The sequence below is a fragment of the Roseovarius aestuariivivens genome, assembly GCF_004761875.1.
Classification (GTDB): domain Bacteria; phylum Pseudomonadota; class Alphaproteobacteria; order Rhodobacterales; family Rhodobacteraceae; genus Roseovarius; species Roseovarius aestuariivivens.
The window spans coordinates 22,879-41,161 of sequence record NZ_SJEY01000016.1 but is presented as its reverse complement, the minus strand read 5'-3'; the positions used below and the strand labels follow the sequence as shown (position 1 = coordinate 41,161).

Genomic DNA, 18,283 nt, shown 5'->3' with positions numbered 1-18,283 from the left:
CGGCTCTGGTTCGACGCCGACGGCGCCGGCGCCGGCGCGCAGGAACTCGTGGCCACCTTCGAGCTGAACGCGAACGTCACCGCGGCGGATATCGAGATCTTCTGAGGATGCGGCGCCCGGGCCTGATGTGCGTCATGGCATCTCGTGGGCCCGGGTCAATATTTCATCGGTGACGCTGGAGGCGGCGCTTCGCGCCGTGCCGCCCTGCGGCAGCTAAGGCAGATACCTAGGGCCGATCGTCCACCCTCTCCGGATGCATCTGGCAGCCCGGCTAGGCGTTGCGAAAGACCGCCGGGGTCCCGGCAATCCTTTGCTTGTACCGGTTGTGCATCTGGCGCGCCGTTGACGGCGCACGGGTGGGGACGTCATCTACGCCGGTAAGGTTATCTTCCGGACATGCGCAACCACAGCCTTCAAAGTTTGGAATTCGGGCCTTCTTGTTGCCAAGAAGCGTGTGTAGCGTCGGAAGATCCCTGCTCCGTGAAGACAGAACCGGTCTTTTCGGACTTCAAAGGACGAAGGTAAGGACAAAAAAATGCCACAAACGGCAAGTGCGAGCATCACACATTTTCCGACTGTCGACGAGCAGGTCATGCTGGAGTTGATTAATCGGATTCGGCTTGAGCCAGAACGCGAATTCGATCGCCTGATCACTGATGCGGAAACCAAGACCGCTGTGACTCCGGAAATCTCCGCAGCGCTGCGCTTTTTCAATGTCGATATGGCCCTGCTGAAATCCCAATTCGACGCGCTGACCCCGGCTGCGCCGGTCGCCTGGAACGACAGCCTTGCGCAATCGAGCGACACACACAGCCAGCTCATGATTTTTCATGACATGCAGTCGCATAATCTGCCGAACGAGGCTGACTTGCTGCAACGGTTCATCGATGCCGGCTACGAACGGATCCAGCGCGTCGCCGAAAATATCTTTGCGTTCACGGAGGATCCTTTGCATGGCCATGCCGGCTTTGTGATCGACTGGGGATTTTCGAGCACGGGCATCCAGACCCCCCCGGGTCACAGAAACACGATCATGAACAGTATCTATCAAGAGGTCGGCATCTCGATGCTCGAGGAAACCGACCCTCTTACCGATGTCGGCCCCCTGGTGGTCACGCAGCACTTGGGCGCTCGGTACGGCTACGCGCCCCAGGTTCTGGGCGTCGTCTATGACGATCGCGACGGCGATAACGCCTATGATGGCGGTGAAGGTCTGGGTAATGTCAGCGTGACGCTGACGGGCGATGCCGGCCAGTTCCAGACCACAAGCTGGTCGACGGGCGGCTACCAGATCGAGGTGCCCAGCGGCGCCTATACTGTAACCTTCTCTGGCGACGGCCTGACCGGCGAGATCACGTTCGAAACGGTTCTGGGCGACCAGAATGTCAAGCTCGACGCGCTCGCCGACTGGGCTATAGAGGTCGCAGCTAGTCCGACTCTCGGCCCCGATTTTCTCCGCGGTACCGCCGGGAACGATACGCTCGCGGGGCTTGGCGGGGACGACACGATCGACGGCGGCATCGGTGCCGACACCATGAACGGCGGACCGGGCTCTGACCTGTTTTTCGTCGACGACGCGGGCGACCGCGTGGCCGAAAGCAACCGTTGGGCGGGTCACGACACGGTCATCTCCTCGGTCGATTTCCGCATGGGCCGCAGCCATATCGAGGATCTGGAACTGACCGGCACGGCCCGGGTGGGCGCGGGCAACGGCCTGACGAACCGCATCACCGGCAATGACGGCGACAACATCCTCGACGGCGGCAAGAACAACGACACGCTTGTGGGCGGTCTTGGCGATGACCGGTATCTGGTGCGCGCGCCGGGCGACACGGTGGTCGAACAAGCCGGCGAAGGCGTCGATGTGGTGCTCGCCTATCGCAGCTATGCGCTCGAGGCAAACGTGGAAAACCTGTTCATTCAGACCGTCTATACCAAGGGTGGTGATCCAGCCATTTTCAACGGGATCGGCAATGCGCTCGACAACACCATCGTCGGCACGCCTTTCGCTAACACCATCGTGGGCCGGGAAGGAAAGGATACGCTCAAGGGTCAAGCGGGCGCGGATACCTTCGTCTTTGATCGCGCGATCGGCCCGGATAACGTCGACCGGATCATCGATTTCAACACCAACGAGGCGAATGAGGGCGACAAGCTTTTGATGAAAGGCTCGGAATTCGGAAACATGGCGGCGGGTGTTCTGGCAGCGGGACAGTTTGCGCAAGGCACCGCCGCAGCAGACGCCAATGACCGGTTCATCTTCGACCAGGCCTCGGGGCAGCTCTGGTTCGACGCCGACGGCTCGGGCGCCGGAGCGCAAGAGTTGATCGCCACGTTTGAGCTCAACGCCAACGTGACAGCCGCGGATATCGAGATCTTCTGAGCACTGCGCCGCGCGCGCAAAGTGTGACTTTATGGCCGTGGGGGCATGAAATTCCGGTTTCCCGAAATTTTTCGGGTGACCGCCCTCGGCGATTTTTCCTAGAAAACGCCAAAGAATAACCGAAGACCCAACACGACGGAGTACTGTATGACGACCTATTCCCTTACCGGCTTTTCCTTCTCCCGCGATGCGGCAGACAATGTAACGAATTTTCAGCAAGTGACGTTCAATGTTGCGTTTGAGGACGGGTTTGGGAACATCAATTATTCGATCGTGAATACTCTGACCGACTCGCTGCCCGAAGTTGATATCGAGGCACCTGGCGCAGTCAGTGTGACCGTGGACGGGTTCAACGGCTCGAACGGCCTGGCGCTTCCTGACGCGGCGATCAGCAGCCTCGGTTTTATCACCACGCCACAGGGCACGCATATCCTCCTCGTGTTCGAGACGGAAAACGATCCGATCTTCGGAAATGTGGAACTGATTTTCCAGATCGGTGGCGATCCGTTGACGCTTCCCACCTCGGCCGCAGAGGTCGAGGCGATCGACAACTCCATCACTGATGTCGGCGGGATCTCGTTCGGCCCGTTTGCGCCCGGCCAGGACATCCCGTTCTCGTCTTTCCTCAACGTGCAAACGACCGAAAACGATCTGATGGTAGGCACGCCTGGCGATGACAGCCTGGCCGGCGGCATCGGCAACGACACGCTTCGGGGCGAGGAAGGCAACGACCTGCTCAATGGCGGCCCCGGCGACGACCTGCTCAATCCCGGCGATAATGATGGCAGCGTTGGTGATTTCTTACAGACTGGAACCGGCAACGACCAAGTCGATTTTGGCGATGTGGTCACCGGATTTGTCAGTCTTGACTACAGCTTCCTCAATGGCACCGGCAACAGCATCACCGTCAATATCGACGGCGGTGCGAATACCGGCTCGGTAATTAAGGGCGCAGCGGGCACTGATACGCTCATCCAGGTCGATAACCCGCTTTTCGCGGGCTGGACCACTGGCGGGCTGAGCGTGCGCGGCACCAGTGGCAATGATGTTTTCAACCTTGCGCCGCAGGGACAGCAGTGGATGGACGTGCGCGGCGGCGCCGGCATCGACAGCTTCACGATCAACGGCACGGGTCAGGTCCGGATGGATTTCCGGGACGCCACGCAGGGTATCGGCATCAATCTCGCCACCGGTCAGATCGCCAATGACGGCTTCGGCAACGCCGAGACCATCGGCGGCACCGGCTCTCTGTGGGAAGTGCAGGGATCCGGCTTCAACGACACCTTTACCGGTTCTGCGGCCGATGAATCCTATCGCTACTGGGGCGGCAACAACACATTGAACGGCGGCCCTGGGTTCGACCGCCTGCGCTATGACCGCGGCACTGTCGAGTCGGTTGTGATCAACGCCCAGACCGGTGTAGTAAACGGTGTGCTTTCCGCCGGCGGGACCTTCACCGACGGCATCTCTGGCTTTGAATGGTTGCGCGGCTCTAACGGGAACGATTCAATCGCCGGCGATAGTGCGAACAACCTGCTTCAGGGCCGCAACGGCAACGATACGCTGGCCGGCGGCGGCGGCAACGACACGCTTGACGGCGGCGGCGGCAGCGACCTGCACATCATTCAGACCGGAGCGACACAGATCAACGGCTTCACCACGGGCCTCGACCAGATTGAGGTGCAGATCGCCGGTCTCGGTGAGACCGCCGTGAATACCGCTCTCAACAACGCGTCCAACGTCGCCGGTGGTGCGCAAGTCAATTTCGGATCGGGCAACACCGTCTTCTTCGCCGGGCTGACCGCAACCGACGTGGCCGCGCTCGCCACCGGCACCCCGGCCAATGTGGTTCCGGGCACCGATGGCGATGATTTTCTCAACGGCAGCCCGGGGGACGACTTGATCGTGACCGGCGACGCCACCCCGAATGGCGACTTCGTCAATGGTACGACTGGAAACGATACGATCGACATGGGCGGGATCGGCGATAGCGGTTTCGTCACCCTCAACTACTCCGCCTTCGACGGCGTCTCCGTCTCCGTGAACGGCAGCGCCAACACGGGCTCGATCCAGAAGGGTCCGGGCGGGGCCGACGGCACCGACACGCTGCTAGATGTCATCAACCCGCTTCTCTCGGGCTGGGTTTTGGGCGGCCTTGGCATCACCGGCTCTCCCGGCAATGACAGCTTCAACGTCGCGCCCCACGGCGAACAGTGGCTGAGCATCCGGCCCGGCGACGGGGTCGACAGCTTCACGATCAACGGCACGGGCCTTGTACGGATGGATTATCGGGATGCCACGCAAGGCGTGAATATCAATCTCGCCACCGGTCAGATCGCCAATGATGGCTTCGGGAATCCCGAAACCATCGGCGGCGCCGGCACCCTGTGGGAGGTCCAGGGTTCGAGTTTCAACGACATGTTCACCGGGTCCGCGGCCGATGAATCCTACCGCTACTTTGGCGGTGACAACATGCTCGAGGGCGGCCTTGGCTTCGACCGCCTGCGCTATGACCGCCCGACGGTCGAGTCGGTCGTGCTCAATGCCCAGTCCGGCGTTGCGAACGGGGTACTGTCGGCGGGCGGCACCTTCACCGACATGTTCTCAAATTTCGAATGGCTGCGCGGGGCGAACGGCAACGACAACATTCTCGGGGCTGCCACGGATGAGCGTCTGGAAGGACGCAACGGCATCGACACGATCAACGGTTTCCTGGGCGATGACACGATCGACGGCGGGGCGGGCGCGGACCTCCTGATTGGCGGGCCGGGGTCGGACCGGATCTATGTGGACGACGCCGGCGACCGGGTGGCGGAAAGCCGCAAGTGGGCGGGTCACGACACCGTCGTGTCCGAGGTCGATTTCCGCATGGGACGCAAGCATATCGAGGACCTGGAACTGACCGGCACGGCGCGGCTTGGCGCGGGCAACGGGTTGCAGAACCGGATCACCGGCAACGACGCCGACAACGTCATCGACGGTGGCAAGAACAATGACACGATGGTCGGCGGGCTTGGCGACGACCGCTACATCCTGCGCACCCCCGGCGATGTGATCGTCGAGGAGTTCGGCGAGGGCAACGACGTGGTGCTGGCCTACCAGTCCTACGCACTGGCCGCGCATGTCGAACAGCTCTTCATGCAGACCGTGCGCACCAAGGATGGCAGCCCTGCGATCTTCAACGGAATCGGCAACGGGCTCGACAACACGATCGTCGGCACGCCGTTCTCGAATACCATCGTGGGCCGGGAAGGGCGCGACACGCTGAAGGGTCAGCGCGGTGCCGACACCTTCGTCTTCGACCGTGCGATTGGCCCAGATAACGTCGACCGGATCATCGATTTCAACACCAACGAGGCGAATGAAGGCGACCGCCTGCTCATGAAAGGCACGGTCTTCGGCGGGATGGCGGCGGGCGTGCTCTCGGCCGCGGATTTCGTGGCGGGCACCGCGGCGGCGGATGCGTCCGACCGGTTCATCTTCGATCAGGCCTCGGGGCAGCTCTGGTTCGATGCCGACGGCTCCGGTGCCGGCGCGCAGGAACTCATCGCCACCTTCGAGCAGAACGCCACGGTGACCGCGGCGGATATCGAAATCTTCTGAGGATGCGGCGCCCGGGCCTGATGGTCCGGGCGGTCGCTCAGGGCTGGGCCTCTCTGGCGTAGACGTCCTCGTATCGAATGATGTCGTCTTCGCCTAGGTAGCTGCCGGTCTGCACTTCGATCAGGATCATCGGCACCTTGCCGGGGTTTTCCAGCCGGTGCTTCTCGCCCAGCGGCACGTAAACCGACTGGTTCTCGGACAAGAGCGTCACGGTCTCGCCCACCGTTACGCGCGCCGTACCCGACACGACGACCCAGTGTTCCGCCCGGTGCACATGGCTTTGCAGCGACAGCGCCGCCCCGGGTTTGACGACGATGCGCTTGACCTGGAACCGGTCGGCCAGCGCCAGCGTCTCGAAATGGCCCCAGGGACGGTGATCCATCGCAAAGGCCTCGGCCTGGCGCAGGCCGCGCTCTTTCAGCAGGCTGACGGCGGCCTTGACGTCCTGCGTGCGGTCCGCGTCGGCCACCAGCACCGCGTCGGACGTGACCACCGCCACGATACTCTTCAGCCCGATACCGACCAGTTCCATCTCCGCGCTTTCACAGCGCAACAGCGTCTCGGTGCAGTCGATGGCATGCGCATGTTCAGAGACCGCCACGCCGGCGTCGTCGCGCGGGCTTTCTCGATGCACCGCCGTCCAGCTGCCCAGATCCGACCAGGCTCCGCCAAAGGGGACGGCGGAGAGGTTGGGCGCCTTTTCCATCACCGCGTAATCGACCGAGATATCCTCCACCCGTGACCAGGCCTCCGGGTCAAGCCGCAGGAAACCCAGATCGCTGCGCGCCTCTTGCACCGCGGCACGCACCGGCGGCACAAGCGTCGGGGCATGTGTGTCGTAGGCGGTCAGGATGTCCTTCGCGGCGAACATGAAGATCCCCGCGTTCCAAAGGAAATTGCCGGCCTCGATCATGCGTTGCGCCGTCGCGACGTCCGGCTTCTCGACAAAGCGCGACAGCGCGGCAGGGCGGCCGCTCCCGTCGGGGGCCTCGGCCAGTTCCAGATAGCCATAGCCGGTCTCGGCCCGGTCCGGCGTGATCCCGAAGGTCACGATGCGTCCCGCCGCCACTGCTTCCAGCCCGCGGTCCACCGCGGCACGAAACGCGGTCGTTTCGGGAATGACATGATCGCTGGGCGCCACCAGCAGGATCGCGTCTGGGTCTTCGGCCTGCGCGTGCAGCGCGGCGGCCAGAACCGCCGGCGCCGTATTGCGCCCTTCCGGTTCGATCAGGATAGCGCCCGGATCGATCCCCACGGCGGTTAGCTGTTCGGTGACGATAAAGCGGAAATCGCTGGCCGTGACGATCAGAGGCGGCGCAAAGACCGCATCGCCCGTCTGACCGTGCAGCCGCAGGGCCGAGGCCTGGAACAGGGTTTCGTCCTGCTGGATCGCGGTGAACTGCTTGGGAAAGCTCTTGCGCGACAGCGGCCACAACCGGGTGCCCGACCCTCCGCACAGCAATACGGGCGTCACCTGAACCATCTCGACCCTTTCCACAGCGTTTTCTTTCTGGCTACAGGCGCTTTTGCCTTCCGGCAAGCCGCTTTACCGGCGGGCCAGGCCGTCAGCGCTCAAGCATATCGCGATGGTATCTGTGCAGCAACAGCATGCCCAGAAGACCGGTCACAAGGCAAAACCCGAAGACATAGGCGGGCGAGACGTATTTCGCCTCGTATTGCAGGTAGAAGGCACCGCGCATCTCGCCGGTCACATGCATCAGCGGATTGTACCACAGGATCGAGTAATAGGGTTCCGGGATCGGCTCCAGCAGGATGATGATGCCGGACACGAGAAACAGCGGCCGCGTGGCGATGGACCAGATCTGCTGGTAAATCGGGAACATTGTCATCATGAAGCAATTCACCAGCCCCACCGACAAACCCAGGCAGACCGTCATCGTGTAGGACAGAAGCGCCCGGTCGATCTGGAAAACAGTGCGCGTGTCCCAGATCGCGGTGATTCCGTAAAGGATCAGGAACCCCACCAGTAGCTGCGTCAGCGTTGCCAGGATCGTGCGTGCCAGGATCGCGTCGACATAGGTCACGCGCGGATAGGAGAGCAGCGGGCGCGAATAAAGCATCGCCTGCGCCACCTTCGACGAGATCGTGTTGAAAGCCAGGAACGGCATCATACCCGAGGCGAAGAAAATGGCGAAATTCCAACCGAGAGGCGGTGTGCGAAAGCCCACGGCGAAGACGGCGGACAAAAGCGCGATGCCAAGCGCCGGTTCAAGAATGGCCCAGACATATCCGCCCGGAGACCGGCCATAGGTGGCGGTCATCTCGCGCAGGATCAGCGCCATGACCGTGCGCAGGCTCACAAAGCGCGGGCGGGGCGACTTGACTTGAAGATTGGCCATGCGGCTCCTTTGGCTCACGTCAGGGCCCCCGTCCGCCTCTTTGGATGATCCGCCTGCCTTTGATCATCGCACAGCCGGGTCGGGCGCGACAGGCCTGTCTGGCCGGGGCGGTTCCGCGCCGGATGCTCATGCCGCCCGCCGTTCGGGAGGGGCCCAGGCGTCTGGCAGGCGGGCGCCGAACTTCGCGTAGGCGGCCTCGTATTGCGGGGCCAGAAGATCCCGGAACGTTGCCTCGATCTGCGGCGGGATCTCCGGCTCGTGCGCATCGGGCAGGGGCGGCAGGTTGATGGTGGGCACGTTGGGAATATCGAGGAAATCGCAGAGGTCGCGCAGCGACTCGCGATCGGTCAGCTCTTCGTGGAAAAGCCACACGATCCGCTCGGGTGCGACAGCCTCGTCGATGGCATCGAAAAGTCGGGCGTAATCTGCCTCGCGGAATTCCTCCGCGTGCTGCTCCGGCTCGGCAATGAGGGCCTCGGCGGCTTTCAGGGCCGCCGCCTCAGTGCGGTTTCTTCCCGGCAGGCGATCCCAGATTTGCGCCCAGATCCGTCGCGCCGGGTCGCGCAGTACGCAGGTGAACCGCGCCCGCCCGACCATCGACATCTCGCGCAGCGTGTCAGCATCCAGAAGGCTGTAGCTCGGTGTGAAATCGCAGACCACCGGCTGCGTCTTTCGCCCGGCCAGGATGTAATCGAGATACGCCTTGTGACGGTCTTGGCCCTCCATCGGTGCGGTGTGGATCGCCGCCAGTTCGCTCACCTCGCCCAGCAGACGCAGGGTGTTGCGGCGCGTTTCGCCTTCTTCGTCCTGCATGCGCGTCGCCAGTTGCTGCGCGGTCTTCAGCCGCCGCTCGGCGATCACCGGCAAAAGCCCGGCGCGCGTGTCGAAATAATGCACCTCGCGCGTCTTGGCGAAATGACAGGCCCGATGGCGGCGAAGGCAATCGCTCAGCCAGTCGAACCGGGTCTGCGAAAGCCCTAGACCGAAAAGCATTTGGCAATCGTAGGGAAACTTGATGCGCTCCACGCTTTCGGTCTGCCCGGGCATCAGGTGAGTGCCGCTGTCGTCGAGACTGGCCATGTAGCGTTCGATCGCGTCTTCGACATCGTCGAAATATTCAAGCTTGCCGCGATCGAGATAGACCCCGGCCGTGCACATCTCGCGGATCTGGCCCATCGAATGGCTCACGAAGATCGCGCCGGAATCCTTCATCCGGTCCAGAAACACGTCGCGGCTTTTCTTGCGGAAAGAGGCATCGCCCACGGCGGTGATCTCATCGACAAGGTAGGTGTCGAATTTCAGACCCATGTTGATCCCGAAGGACAACCGCCCGCGCATCCCCGACGAATAGGACCGCACCGGCAGGTGGAAATGCTCGTTCAGCTCGGCGAATTCTTCGACATAGGCCATCAGCGCGTCGGTATCGGCCCCATAGATCCGCGCCACGAACCGCGTGTTCTGCGCGCCGGTGAGGTCCGGGTGCAGTGCGCTGGCCAGCCCCACCGGGAAAGAGATCGTGCCGCTGGACAGCACCTGACCCGATGTCGGATGGGTGGTGCCCGCGATCAGCTTGAGCAGGGTCGACTTGCCCGCGCCGTTGCGTCCCAGAAGCCCCACGGAAAGCCCCGAGGGGAAGGTCGCATTGATGTTGTCGGCCACCACTTTCCTGCGCCCGTAAAGGCGAAAGACCTTGGTCAGGTTGCGCAGAACGATCATCGCCCGTCCCCGTTAGCTGCGGTCGCGCAAGGCATATCCGGCCAGCACCAGGATGGCCCAGCTGAGAAACGCGAAAAGCATGGTCAACGCCAGAAGCGTGTAGCGCTGCGGATGGGTCGGCGCCTCGGCTAGCGTCGGGCGCACATGCGCGGCCAGATAGCGGCTCTGCCGCCGCGCCTCTGCGATCGCCGCCTCATAGGCGGCGCGCGCGGCGGTATAGGATTCCTGGGCAAAGTCGCGTTCCGCCGACAACCGTTCGAACTCGCCGACAAGGTCGGCAAAGGCGTCGTTGGCGGCATTGTCCACGCTGCTGATGCCCAGCTTGTTGCGTTCCGCTTCGATCCGGCTTTCGATCACCGCCACGCGCCGCTCCAGCTGCGCCAGCCGCGGGTCGTTGGAACTCGCGGTCGCCTTGATGATGTCCAGATCGATCAGCGTTTCGGCCAGCTGCAGCTGCAGAGACGACAAAAGACCCATCTGGCTCTGGACCGAGGCCGAGGGATCGACGATCTGCGACTGGTTGCGGAACTGCGTCAGCTCGCGCCGGGCGCGGCTCAGCCGTTCCTCGGCCTGATCCAGTTCCTCGCGGGCATAGCTGGTGGCGTCCTGGCGCGCGATGGCCGAAAGCCGGTTGATCATCTCCGTGCTCTCGCCATAGATCTCCTGCGCGATCAATTGCGCGTCCTCCGGCGTGAAGGCCTGAACGTATAGCTCCAGTAGACCTGCGTCGGCGTCATAGACATTCACCATCCGCCGCCAATAGGCCACCAGGTCCTCGATCGTGCCGGGCGGATCATAGGCGAAGATCGGGTCTTTCTCCGGATCGCCCTTGGCCCAGATCCCGCGCAGGTCAATCCGCTCGTCGATCTCGCGCACCAGTTCCTGGCTCTGGATGAAATTGTACAGGATCTCGGTATCCGAACTCGACGATCCCGACATCTCGGCGATCCCGCCCAGCATCTCAAGCGCCGATCCCAGCTCCTCGGTGCGCACCGAAAAGCCCACGGTCGATTCATACCGGTCCGACGCCCGCGCCCACAGGTACCACCAGCCCGTCAGCGACGGGACCACCACAAGCGCGACAAAGCTGATCACCACAAGCCAATGCCGCAGCTTGAAGCGCGCGCTCGAAACGGTCGCGAGACCTGCATTGATTTCGGTCATGGGGCGTTGTGCACCTTTCAGGTCGAGGGATGTGGCGTCCAAAATACGGCAGGTGATGGCCCTGCTGCCGATAAGCTGGTCTAATCGTGGCCCGAAAACAAGGATATACAGGCCTTTGCACCCGCATGTAGCAATTCTGAAGGGCACGCTCAACGGCCCGGCGCGCCGGCGGTGCCTTTTGGGCATTACGCGGCATACCATGCCTTGCGGCGTCTGGCGGCGCGGGCCGGTCGGCTGTACACCGGGTCAGACGAAGACCACTGCCGAAAGAATATTCATGACAGTCACCGCCGCTGACCCGCGACAGGATCGGACCTGATGCTGCGCCGGTTTCTGGGCCTGCGTCAAAGGTATCTCAATCAGGCTCTGCACCTGACCGGGCAGCCGGGTCTGATCCGGGATGCCGAAGGCCGGACTGTCGGGCGGATCGACGCGATCGCCTGGGCCGGGCAAAGGCTGACGGTGTCGGGCCATGCCGGGCCGGGCCGGCTGCATCTGCAGGCCGGGCGCATCGCGCTGAAGCGGCATTTGCCCGCCGCCGAAACCGCCTTTCACTTCGAAACACCCTGGCCCGCTTCCGACCTCGCGGCGGGGCCGGCCCCGGTCCTGCGCTACGAGGACGGCCCGGAGGTTCCGCTTCGCCTGTCCGGGCTGCGCTGGCAGCGCGCCTACTACACCGCCGAGTTCTGCTGGCGTGTGGTTCTGCTCCTGCCGCTTCTCTGCCGCTGGCTGATCCGGCGGGATCCCGACAGCAAGGCGCGGATCAAGACCCGGCTTCGGCTCACCGCCGGAGAGGTGCCTGCCGGGCCGATCCCGGCCACGTTGTTCGCCGCACCCCCGACGCCGACGAAACAGGCCGCCGCGCCGTCGCCGGTCGTGCTGGTGCTGCCGGTCTACAACGCAGCAGAGTTGACGCGCGAGTGTCTCGACCGGATCGCCCGGCATACCGATCTCGACTGGCGTCTCATCGCCGTCGAGGACGGCTCGACCGACCCGGGTGTCAGACCGATGCTGCGCAACTGGGCCGCCACGCGCCCGGCGGGGCAGGTCACGGTGATCGAACACGACACCAATCAAGGCTTCATTGTCAGCGTGAACGCCGCCTTCGACACCTTGCGCGCCGATCCCGCGCTCCGCGACCGCCCGGTCATCCTGCTCAATACCGATGCGCTGGTGCCGCCGGGTTGGGCCAGCCGGCTGGTCGCGCCGCTGCTTGCCGATCCGGACGTGGCCAGCGTCACGCCCATGTCGAATGACGCCGAGATCTTCACGGTGCCGTCAATCTGCGCACGGCAGGATTTGCGCCCGAAGCAGGCCGATGCGATCGACCGGACCGCCGCACGGCTCGACCCGGCGACCGCTCTCGTGCCGGCCCCGACCGGGGTGGGGTTCTGCATGGCGCTCTCGGCGGCGTTTCTCGCGCGGGTGCCCTGGTTCGACACGGCGTTCGGACAGGGCTACGGCGAAGAGGTCGACTGGTGCCAGAAGGTACGCGCGATGGGCGGGCGGCATCTCGGCTCGGCGGCGCTTTTCGTCGAACATCGCGGCGGCGCAAGCTTCGGCACGGACAAGAAGGCGGCACTGCTGGCGCGCAACGGCGAGATCGTGTCGCGGCGCTATCCGGGCTACGATGCCGAGGTGCAGGATTTCCTGACCGTCGACCCGATGCGCGGGCCACGCGTTGCGCTGGCGCTGGCCTGGGCGGGCAGCGTGCGGCCCGGCGCGCAGGTGCCCATCTATCTCGCCCATGCTCTCGGGGGTGGGGCCGAACACTGGCTTCGCGCGCGTATCGCCGAGGATCTGGCGGCTGGCGACCGGCCCTCCGTCGTGCTGCGGGTCGGCGGCCCCGCGCGGTGGCAGCTCGAAGTCTGGAGTGCGGGCGGCGTCACCGCCGGATGGACCGACGATCTTGACCTTGTCGAGGCGCTGCTTGACCCGATCGGGCAGCGCCGAATTGTCTATTCCTGCGGGGTGGGCGACTCCGATCCGGTCACCCTGCCGGACGTCCTGCGCGGCCTCGCACGCGGCCCGGAAGACCGGATCGAGGTGCTTTTCCACGATTTCCTGCCGCTGGCGCCTTCAATGACGCTGCTCGACGGACAAGGGCGCTATCACGGGCCGATCACCCCCGACAGGCTGGCCGCCCTGCCGCCCGGAACCGCCGACGCCTTCGCGACGCTGCGGCCCGACGGGCAAAGGATCGATCTGGCGACGTGGCAGGATCGCTGGGGCGCGCTCTTGCGCGACGCCGCCGCGATCCGGGTCTTCAGCGCCTCCAGCGCCGGCATCGTGGCCAAGGTCTGGCCCGACCTCGCCGACCGGATCGAGGTGACACCGCACCGGCCCGCCGTGTCCTACGGCGCGGTGGCCCCGCCAGCGGACACGCGCCCGCCTGTTCTGGCAATCCTTGGCAATATCGCACCCCACAAAGGCGCGCGGCTGGTTCAGGTCCTCGCAGAGATGACCGAGGCCGAACGGGGCGGCGCCATGGTCCTCATCGGTGATATCGACCCGGCCTTCGCCCTGCCAAAGAGCTGCCGCGTGCACGGGCGCTATGAACCTGCGGACATCCCCGCGCTGATACGGCACTACGGGATCACGCATTGGCTGATCCCCTCGCTCTGGCCCGAAACTTTTTCCTTCACCACCCATGAGGCGCTGCAAACCGGGTTGCCGGTGATGGCGTTCGGGCTCGGTGCGCAGGGCGACGCGGTGCGGGCCGCGAAGAACGGAGTATGCCTGCCCTACACGCCCGACGCCGATGAACCCGCCCTCGCCGCGCACATTCTATCGGCGTTCGCCGTGAAGGCGGTGCAACCTAGGGGCTAAACGGCCAGAACAACGAAAGATCTGTTTCCGCCCTGTCGGCACCTGCGACCTTTTGCGCCCCGCGCGAAGCCGCCAAAGGCGCGGCGCCGCGTTTTTTCTTTGACCAAATTCTTTGCAGACAACGAATAATATTAATTTAAAACAACTGGATATCTCCAAAAACACCGTTGCTTGCTTTGATACCGGGCATATGGAATAAGCGCGATCAAAAGCTAAAATCGATATTGCGATTGGTTTGAACGCATGGATGACACCTCTTTTTCCGAGTCCGGCGAGTCCATGATCCCTGTAACGCCGGTGCTGTTGGATACCGCCTTTCTCGCCTTCCGCGGGCGCGAGATCGAAGCCACTGCCACGACCGGGTCCGATACCCCGACCGTGACGGTCGAGCCGTACGAGCATGACGGCTATTGCCGGGTGCTGTGGGATTGCGCCGTACTGGCGGGCGATCTGCGCTATCTCGACTTCAAGTCACGTCAGGCGGTCACCTTCGAGATGCCGATGTTCGCGCCCAATGGCGCGCGGGTGGAATGGATCTCCCTGCTCTCGCGCAAGGGCGCGCGGTATCGTCTGTTCCAGACCATCCTCAACGAAGAGGCGCTCGCCGGCTACAAGCCCGGCGAGACGATCTCTGTCACCATCGACGTCAAGAAAATGCCGATGGAGGCCGAGCTTTTCCTCGGCATCCAAATGCACTGTCCCGATGCGCCGGTAGAGATCGTCTGCCCGACACTCTCCTGGCAGCGTCCCGAATTCCTCGGCCTGCTCGACATCCGGTTCGAGAACCGCAGCCTGCAGGTGCAGGGTTGGGCCCTCGACGAAGCCACCCGAAGCCTGCCCACGCGGGTCGCGCTCGAGATGGACGGCAAGGTGATGGATTCGGTGCTGGCCCGCCGCCCCATTCCCGAAGACCTCCAAGAGGCGGTTCCCGAGGGCGCATACAAGTTCGAACTAAGCTGCTTCGTCCCTTTGACGGTGTCGCCGCCCGACTTGCGCCTTGTCCTTGTCGAAACCGGCACCGCCCTTGCCGTGCCCATGGATCAGGACCCGGCGGAGGAGGAAGAGACCGGCGCCGCGTCGCCTCTGCCGTCCGTGCTGCCCGACTCCACCGTTCTGGGCAAGCTTGAACGCGTCATGCCGACCGAGGCGGTGGGCTGGGCGATCTGCGCCGAAGAACCCGACGCCCCGGTCAACCTGGTGCTCTCGGTTGATGGCGAACCGCTTTGCCATACCGTCACCAGCCTGCCGCGCCAAGACGTGGCAGAGCTGCACGGCGGTGCGGGTTTCGCCGGCTTCCGTTTTGAGTTGCCCGCTAACCTTGCGGTCAGCGACGGGGTGACGGTGTCCGTGGCCCCGCTTGTGGGCAAGAACCGCATCCGCCTGTCATCCCAGCAGATCGCGCCCATCGGCAAGGTGGTGGTGCCCAGCCAGACCATCGTGCCCCGTCCGGCCGATACAGGCCCCGAGCCCAAGACCGACGCGCCGGTGTCGGTGATCGTGCTCAATAGGAACTGCGCGTCGCTGCTCGAAGACATGTTCACCTCTGCCGCGACGGTCGAGGACCTGTCGCTCATCGAGTGGCTGATCGTCGACCACAACTCGACGGACGACTCGCGCGCGGTCTGCGAGTACATGGCAGAACAGGGCCACCGGATCCGCTTCCTGTGGCGCAACGGCAATTTCAGCTTCAGCGACTCCAACAATTACGGCGCGCGCGAGGCCAGCCACGACACCCTGATCTTCGCCAATAACGACCTGATCTTTCGCGCCCCGTTCCGCCGCCGCCTGCAACAGCACCTGGCCAATCCCCAGAACGGTCTCGTCGGGTCAAGCCTTTATGACTATTTCGACCCCGACCTGGCCGACGCGAACGCCGCGCCGCTGCAGCATCTTGGTGTCTATTTCAACCCCACCACCCCGCCGCAGCGCTGGTTTCGCCCCTATGAGGCGCGGCTTTGCGATGAAACGGCGGACCAGCCCGGGACGCTGGTGGACCTGCCGGCCGTCACCGGTGCGTTCATGGCCATGCGTAAGGCCGATTTCGACGCGCTGGGCGGCTTCGATGAAAGCTATATCTACGGGCTCGAAGATATCGACCTGTGCTGCAAGGTCTGGCATGGCCTGGGCCGGTCGGTGATCTGTGACAACGGTCTCGATATCGTGCACCACCGCGGCTTCAGCCGCGGCAAGGAAAAGAACGTCGCGGTTCGCCAGCGCAACAACAACCGCCAGTTCAACAAAACATGGGGCCCGCTCCTGCGCCGGCAGGTCCGCCGGGACGCGGTCACGCGGCGCAGCTACTGGACCGGCGCGCGCCCGGTCGTGGCCTTCATCGTGGCCGATGCCGGCGACACGACGACCGCGGGCGAGTATTTCACCGCGCTCGAACTGGGCCGCGCCCTGCAAAAAATCGTGCCGGTGCATCTGCGCTTTCTGACCAAGGACGATTGGTACGATCTGTCGGGCGTCGATATCCTCGTCGTCATGGTCTACGGCTTCCACCTCTCCAAGGTGCGCAAGGCAAGCCCGTTCCTCGTCACCATCAACTGGATGCGGCAATGGTTCGACCGCTGGGGCGAAGACCCCAGCCTGATGTCCTACGATCTGCTCTTCGCGTCCTCGCAGCGGGCGGCGGATTACCTTGCCGGCAAGACCGGGCGCGACGTGGCCGTTCTTCCCATCGCCACCAATTACGACGAGTTCGCGACCAAGGGCGAATGGACAGAGGCACTGGCCTGCGATTACTGCCTGACCGGCAACTGGGTCGGAACGCCCCGCGCGATCGAGCAATTCCTCGTGCCCGAGGCCATCGACGGTACCGGCGCGATCTACGGCGCCAACTGGGAAGACACGTCGCTGGCCAGCATTTCGCGCGGCCCCGTCGCCTATAGCGACATCGTCAATGTCTACGCCTCGACCAAGATCGCCATCGACGACGCCAATGTCGCCACCCGCGACTGGGGCAGCTGCAACAGCCGCGTGTTCGATGCCATGGCGGCGGGCTGCCTTCTGGTGACCAATGGCGATCTCGGCGTGCAGGAACTCTTCGGTGACCTTGTGCCAACCTTTTCCGATGCGCCCTCTCTCACCCGGACACTGCAATACTGGCTGTCGCACGAAGAAGAACGCGAGGCCCGCGTCGCCGAACTGCGCGAGATCGTGCGCACAAAGCACACCTATGACAACCGCGCCGAAACCGTGCACGCGGCGCTGACCACACAGGATCTGCCGATCCGGATCGCCATCAAGATTTCGGCCCGCTTCAACGAACGGATGAACTGGGGCGATTACCATTTCGCGGAATCGCTGGCCAAGAGCCTGCGCAAGCAGGGATTCATCGTCACCGTCGACTGTCTCGAAGGCTGGAACCGCGGCACTGCCGAGGCCGATGATGTGGTGATCGTCCTGCGCGGCCTTTCGGGCTACAAACCGCAACCGAACCAGATCAACATCCTCTGGCTCATCAGCCATCCGCGCGATATCCCGCTGTCCGAACTCGAACCCTACGACCAGATCTATGTCGCCTCGATTCCCTATGCCGAGCGCCTGCGCGAAAGCCTCGACGTCCCGGTCGAGGTGCTGCTGCAATGCACCGATATCGACCGGTTCCAGCCGACCGATGACACCGAGGTGGCCGGAGAGGCCGGCAAGCCGCTCTTCGTCGGCAACTCGCGCGGCATCTTCCGCACCGTGGTCAAATGGAGCGTGGAGCTCGAAGCGGATATCGACGTCTACGGCGGCGGGTGGGAACAGTTCCTGACCGACCAGCGCCTGCGCGGCACGCACATCCCCAACGAGGTGCTGTCCAGCTATTACGAGCGCAGCACCGCCGTCCTGTGCGATCACTGGGACGACATGAAGCGCGAAGGGTTTCTTTCGAACCGCGCCTTCGACGTGCTGGCCTGCGGCGGGCAGCTGATCGTGGACGACGTGACCGGGATCGAGGATATCCTGCCGGGCGGCTACAAGGTGTTCCGCACCCGCGATGAACTGGGCAAGATCCTCAAGTCGCTCAAGGTGCCCTCGCGCCGCGAGCGGATGAAACGCGTGGCTTGGGTGCGCGAAAATCATTCCTTCGACGCCCGCGCCGAGGTTCTGGGCGCCTATGTGACCAAGGCCATGGACCGCGCGATGCACCCGCTCGCGACCGCCGCGGAATAATTTTCCGCAGGGCACGCACCAACAGGACAGCATGAAAAAAACCCCCGCCACGAAGGACGGGGGCAGT

General features: G+C 63.8%; 7 protein-coding genes and 1 pseudogene. 4 read left to right on the top strand and 4 right to left on the bottom strand.

The window, feature by feature from the left end:
* Positions 1-535 precede the first annotated feature (535 nt).
* Positions 536-2,383 (top strand): CAP domain-containing protein, encoded by a 1,848-nt coding sequence (locus EZV60_RS18385; protein WP_135507428.1) that lies wholly within the window; start codon positions 536-538, stop codon positions 2,381-2,383.
* 147 nt (positions 2,384-2,530) lie between these two features.
* A complete protein-coding gene (locus tag EZV60_RS18380) occupies positions 2,531-5,986 on the top strand; it encodes a calcium-binding protein (RefSeq protein WP_135507426.1) in 3,456 nt (1,151 codons plus the stop codon).
* Positions 5,987-6,023: 37 nt separating this feature from the next.
* Here the strand turns inward: EZV60_RS18380 and EZV60_RS18375 are convergent, their stop codons facing one another.
* The 4 genes and pseudogenes from EZV60_RS18375 to EZV60_RS18360 form a co-directional block, all read right to left on the bottom strand.
* Positions 6,024-7,469, bottom strand: a complete 1,446-nt coding sequence (locus EZV60_RS18375; RefSeq protein WP_135507434.1) for a mannose-1-phosphate guanylyltransferase/mannose-6-phosphate isomerase — start codon at positions 7,467-7,469, stop codon at positions 6,024-6,026.
* Between the two features lie 82 nt (positions 7,470-7,551).
* Entirely contained in the window at positions 7,552-8,346 is a 795-nt protein-coding gene (locus EZV60_RS18370) for an ABC transporter permease (RefSeq protein WP_135507424.1), read from the bottom strand.
* A gap of 1,080 nt (positions 8,347-9,426) precedes the next feature.
* Positions 9,427-10,062 (bottom strand): annotated as a pseudogene (locus EZV60_RS19390) (ABC transporter ATP-binding protein); the annotation flags it as partial.
* Positions 10,063-10,074: 12 nt separating this feature from the next.
* Entirely contained in the window at positions 10,075-11,226 is a 1,152-nt protein-coding gene (locus EZV60_RS18360) for a KpsE/RkpR family capsule polysaccharide export protein (protein ID WP_135507420.1), read from the bottom strand.
* A 318-nt stretch (positions 11,227-11,544) separates the two neighbouring features.
* Between EZV60_RS18360 and EZV60_RS18355 the strand changes: the two genes are divergently transcribed.
* Both EZV60_RS18355 and EZV60_RS18350 read left to right on the top strand, forming a co-directional pair.
* Complete coding sequence (locus tag EZV60_RS18355) at positions 11,545-14,055, top strand: glycosyltransferase (protein WP_135507418.1); 2,511 nt, start codon at positions 11,545-11,547, stop codon at positions 14,053-14,055.
* A 243-nt stretch (positions 14,056-14,298) separates the two neighbouring features.
* Positions 14,299-18,216 (top strand): glycosyltransferase family protein, encoded by a 3,918-nt coding sequence (locus EZV60_RS18350; RefSeq protein ID WP_135507416.1) that lies wholly within the window; start codon positions 14,299-14,301, stop codon positions 18,214-18,216.
* The last annotated feature ends 67 nt before the right edge of the window (positions 18,217-18,283 follow it).

Excerpts from the sequence above, each read along its gene's own strand:
- EZV60_RS18385 (WP_135507428.1), top strand. The coding sequence starts at position 536 with ATGCCACAAACGGCAAGTGCGAGCATCACACATTTTCCGACTGTCGAC.
- EZV60_RS18380 (WP_135507426.1), top strand. The coding sequence starts at position 2,531 with ATGACGACCTATTCCCTTACCGGCTTTTCCTTCTCCCGCGATGCGGCA.
- EZV60_RS18375 (WP_135507434.1), bottom strand. The coding sequence starts at position 7,469 with ATGGTTCAGGTGACGCCCGTATTGCTGTGCGGAGGGTCGGGCACCCGG.
- EZV60_RS18370 (WP_135507424.1), bottom strand. The coding sequence starts at position 8,346 with ATGGCCAATCTTCAAGTCAAGTCGCCCCGCCCGCGCTTTGTGAGCCTG.
- EZV60_RS18360 (WP_135507420.1), bottom strand. The coding sequence starts at position 11,226 with ATGACCGAAATCAATGCAGGTCTCGCGACCGTTTCGAGCGCGCGCTTC.
- EZV60_RS18355 (WP_135507418.1), top strand. The coding sequence starts at position 11,545 with ATGCTGCGCCGGTTTCTGGGCCTGCGTCAAAGGTATCTCAATCAGGCT.
- EZV60_RS18350 (WP_135507416.1), top strand. The coding sequence starts at position 14,299 with ATGGATGACACCTCTTTTTCCGAGTCCGGCGAGTCCATGATCCCTGTA.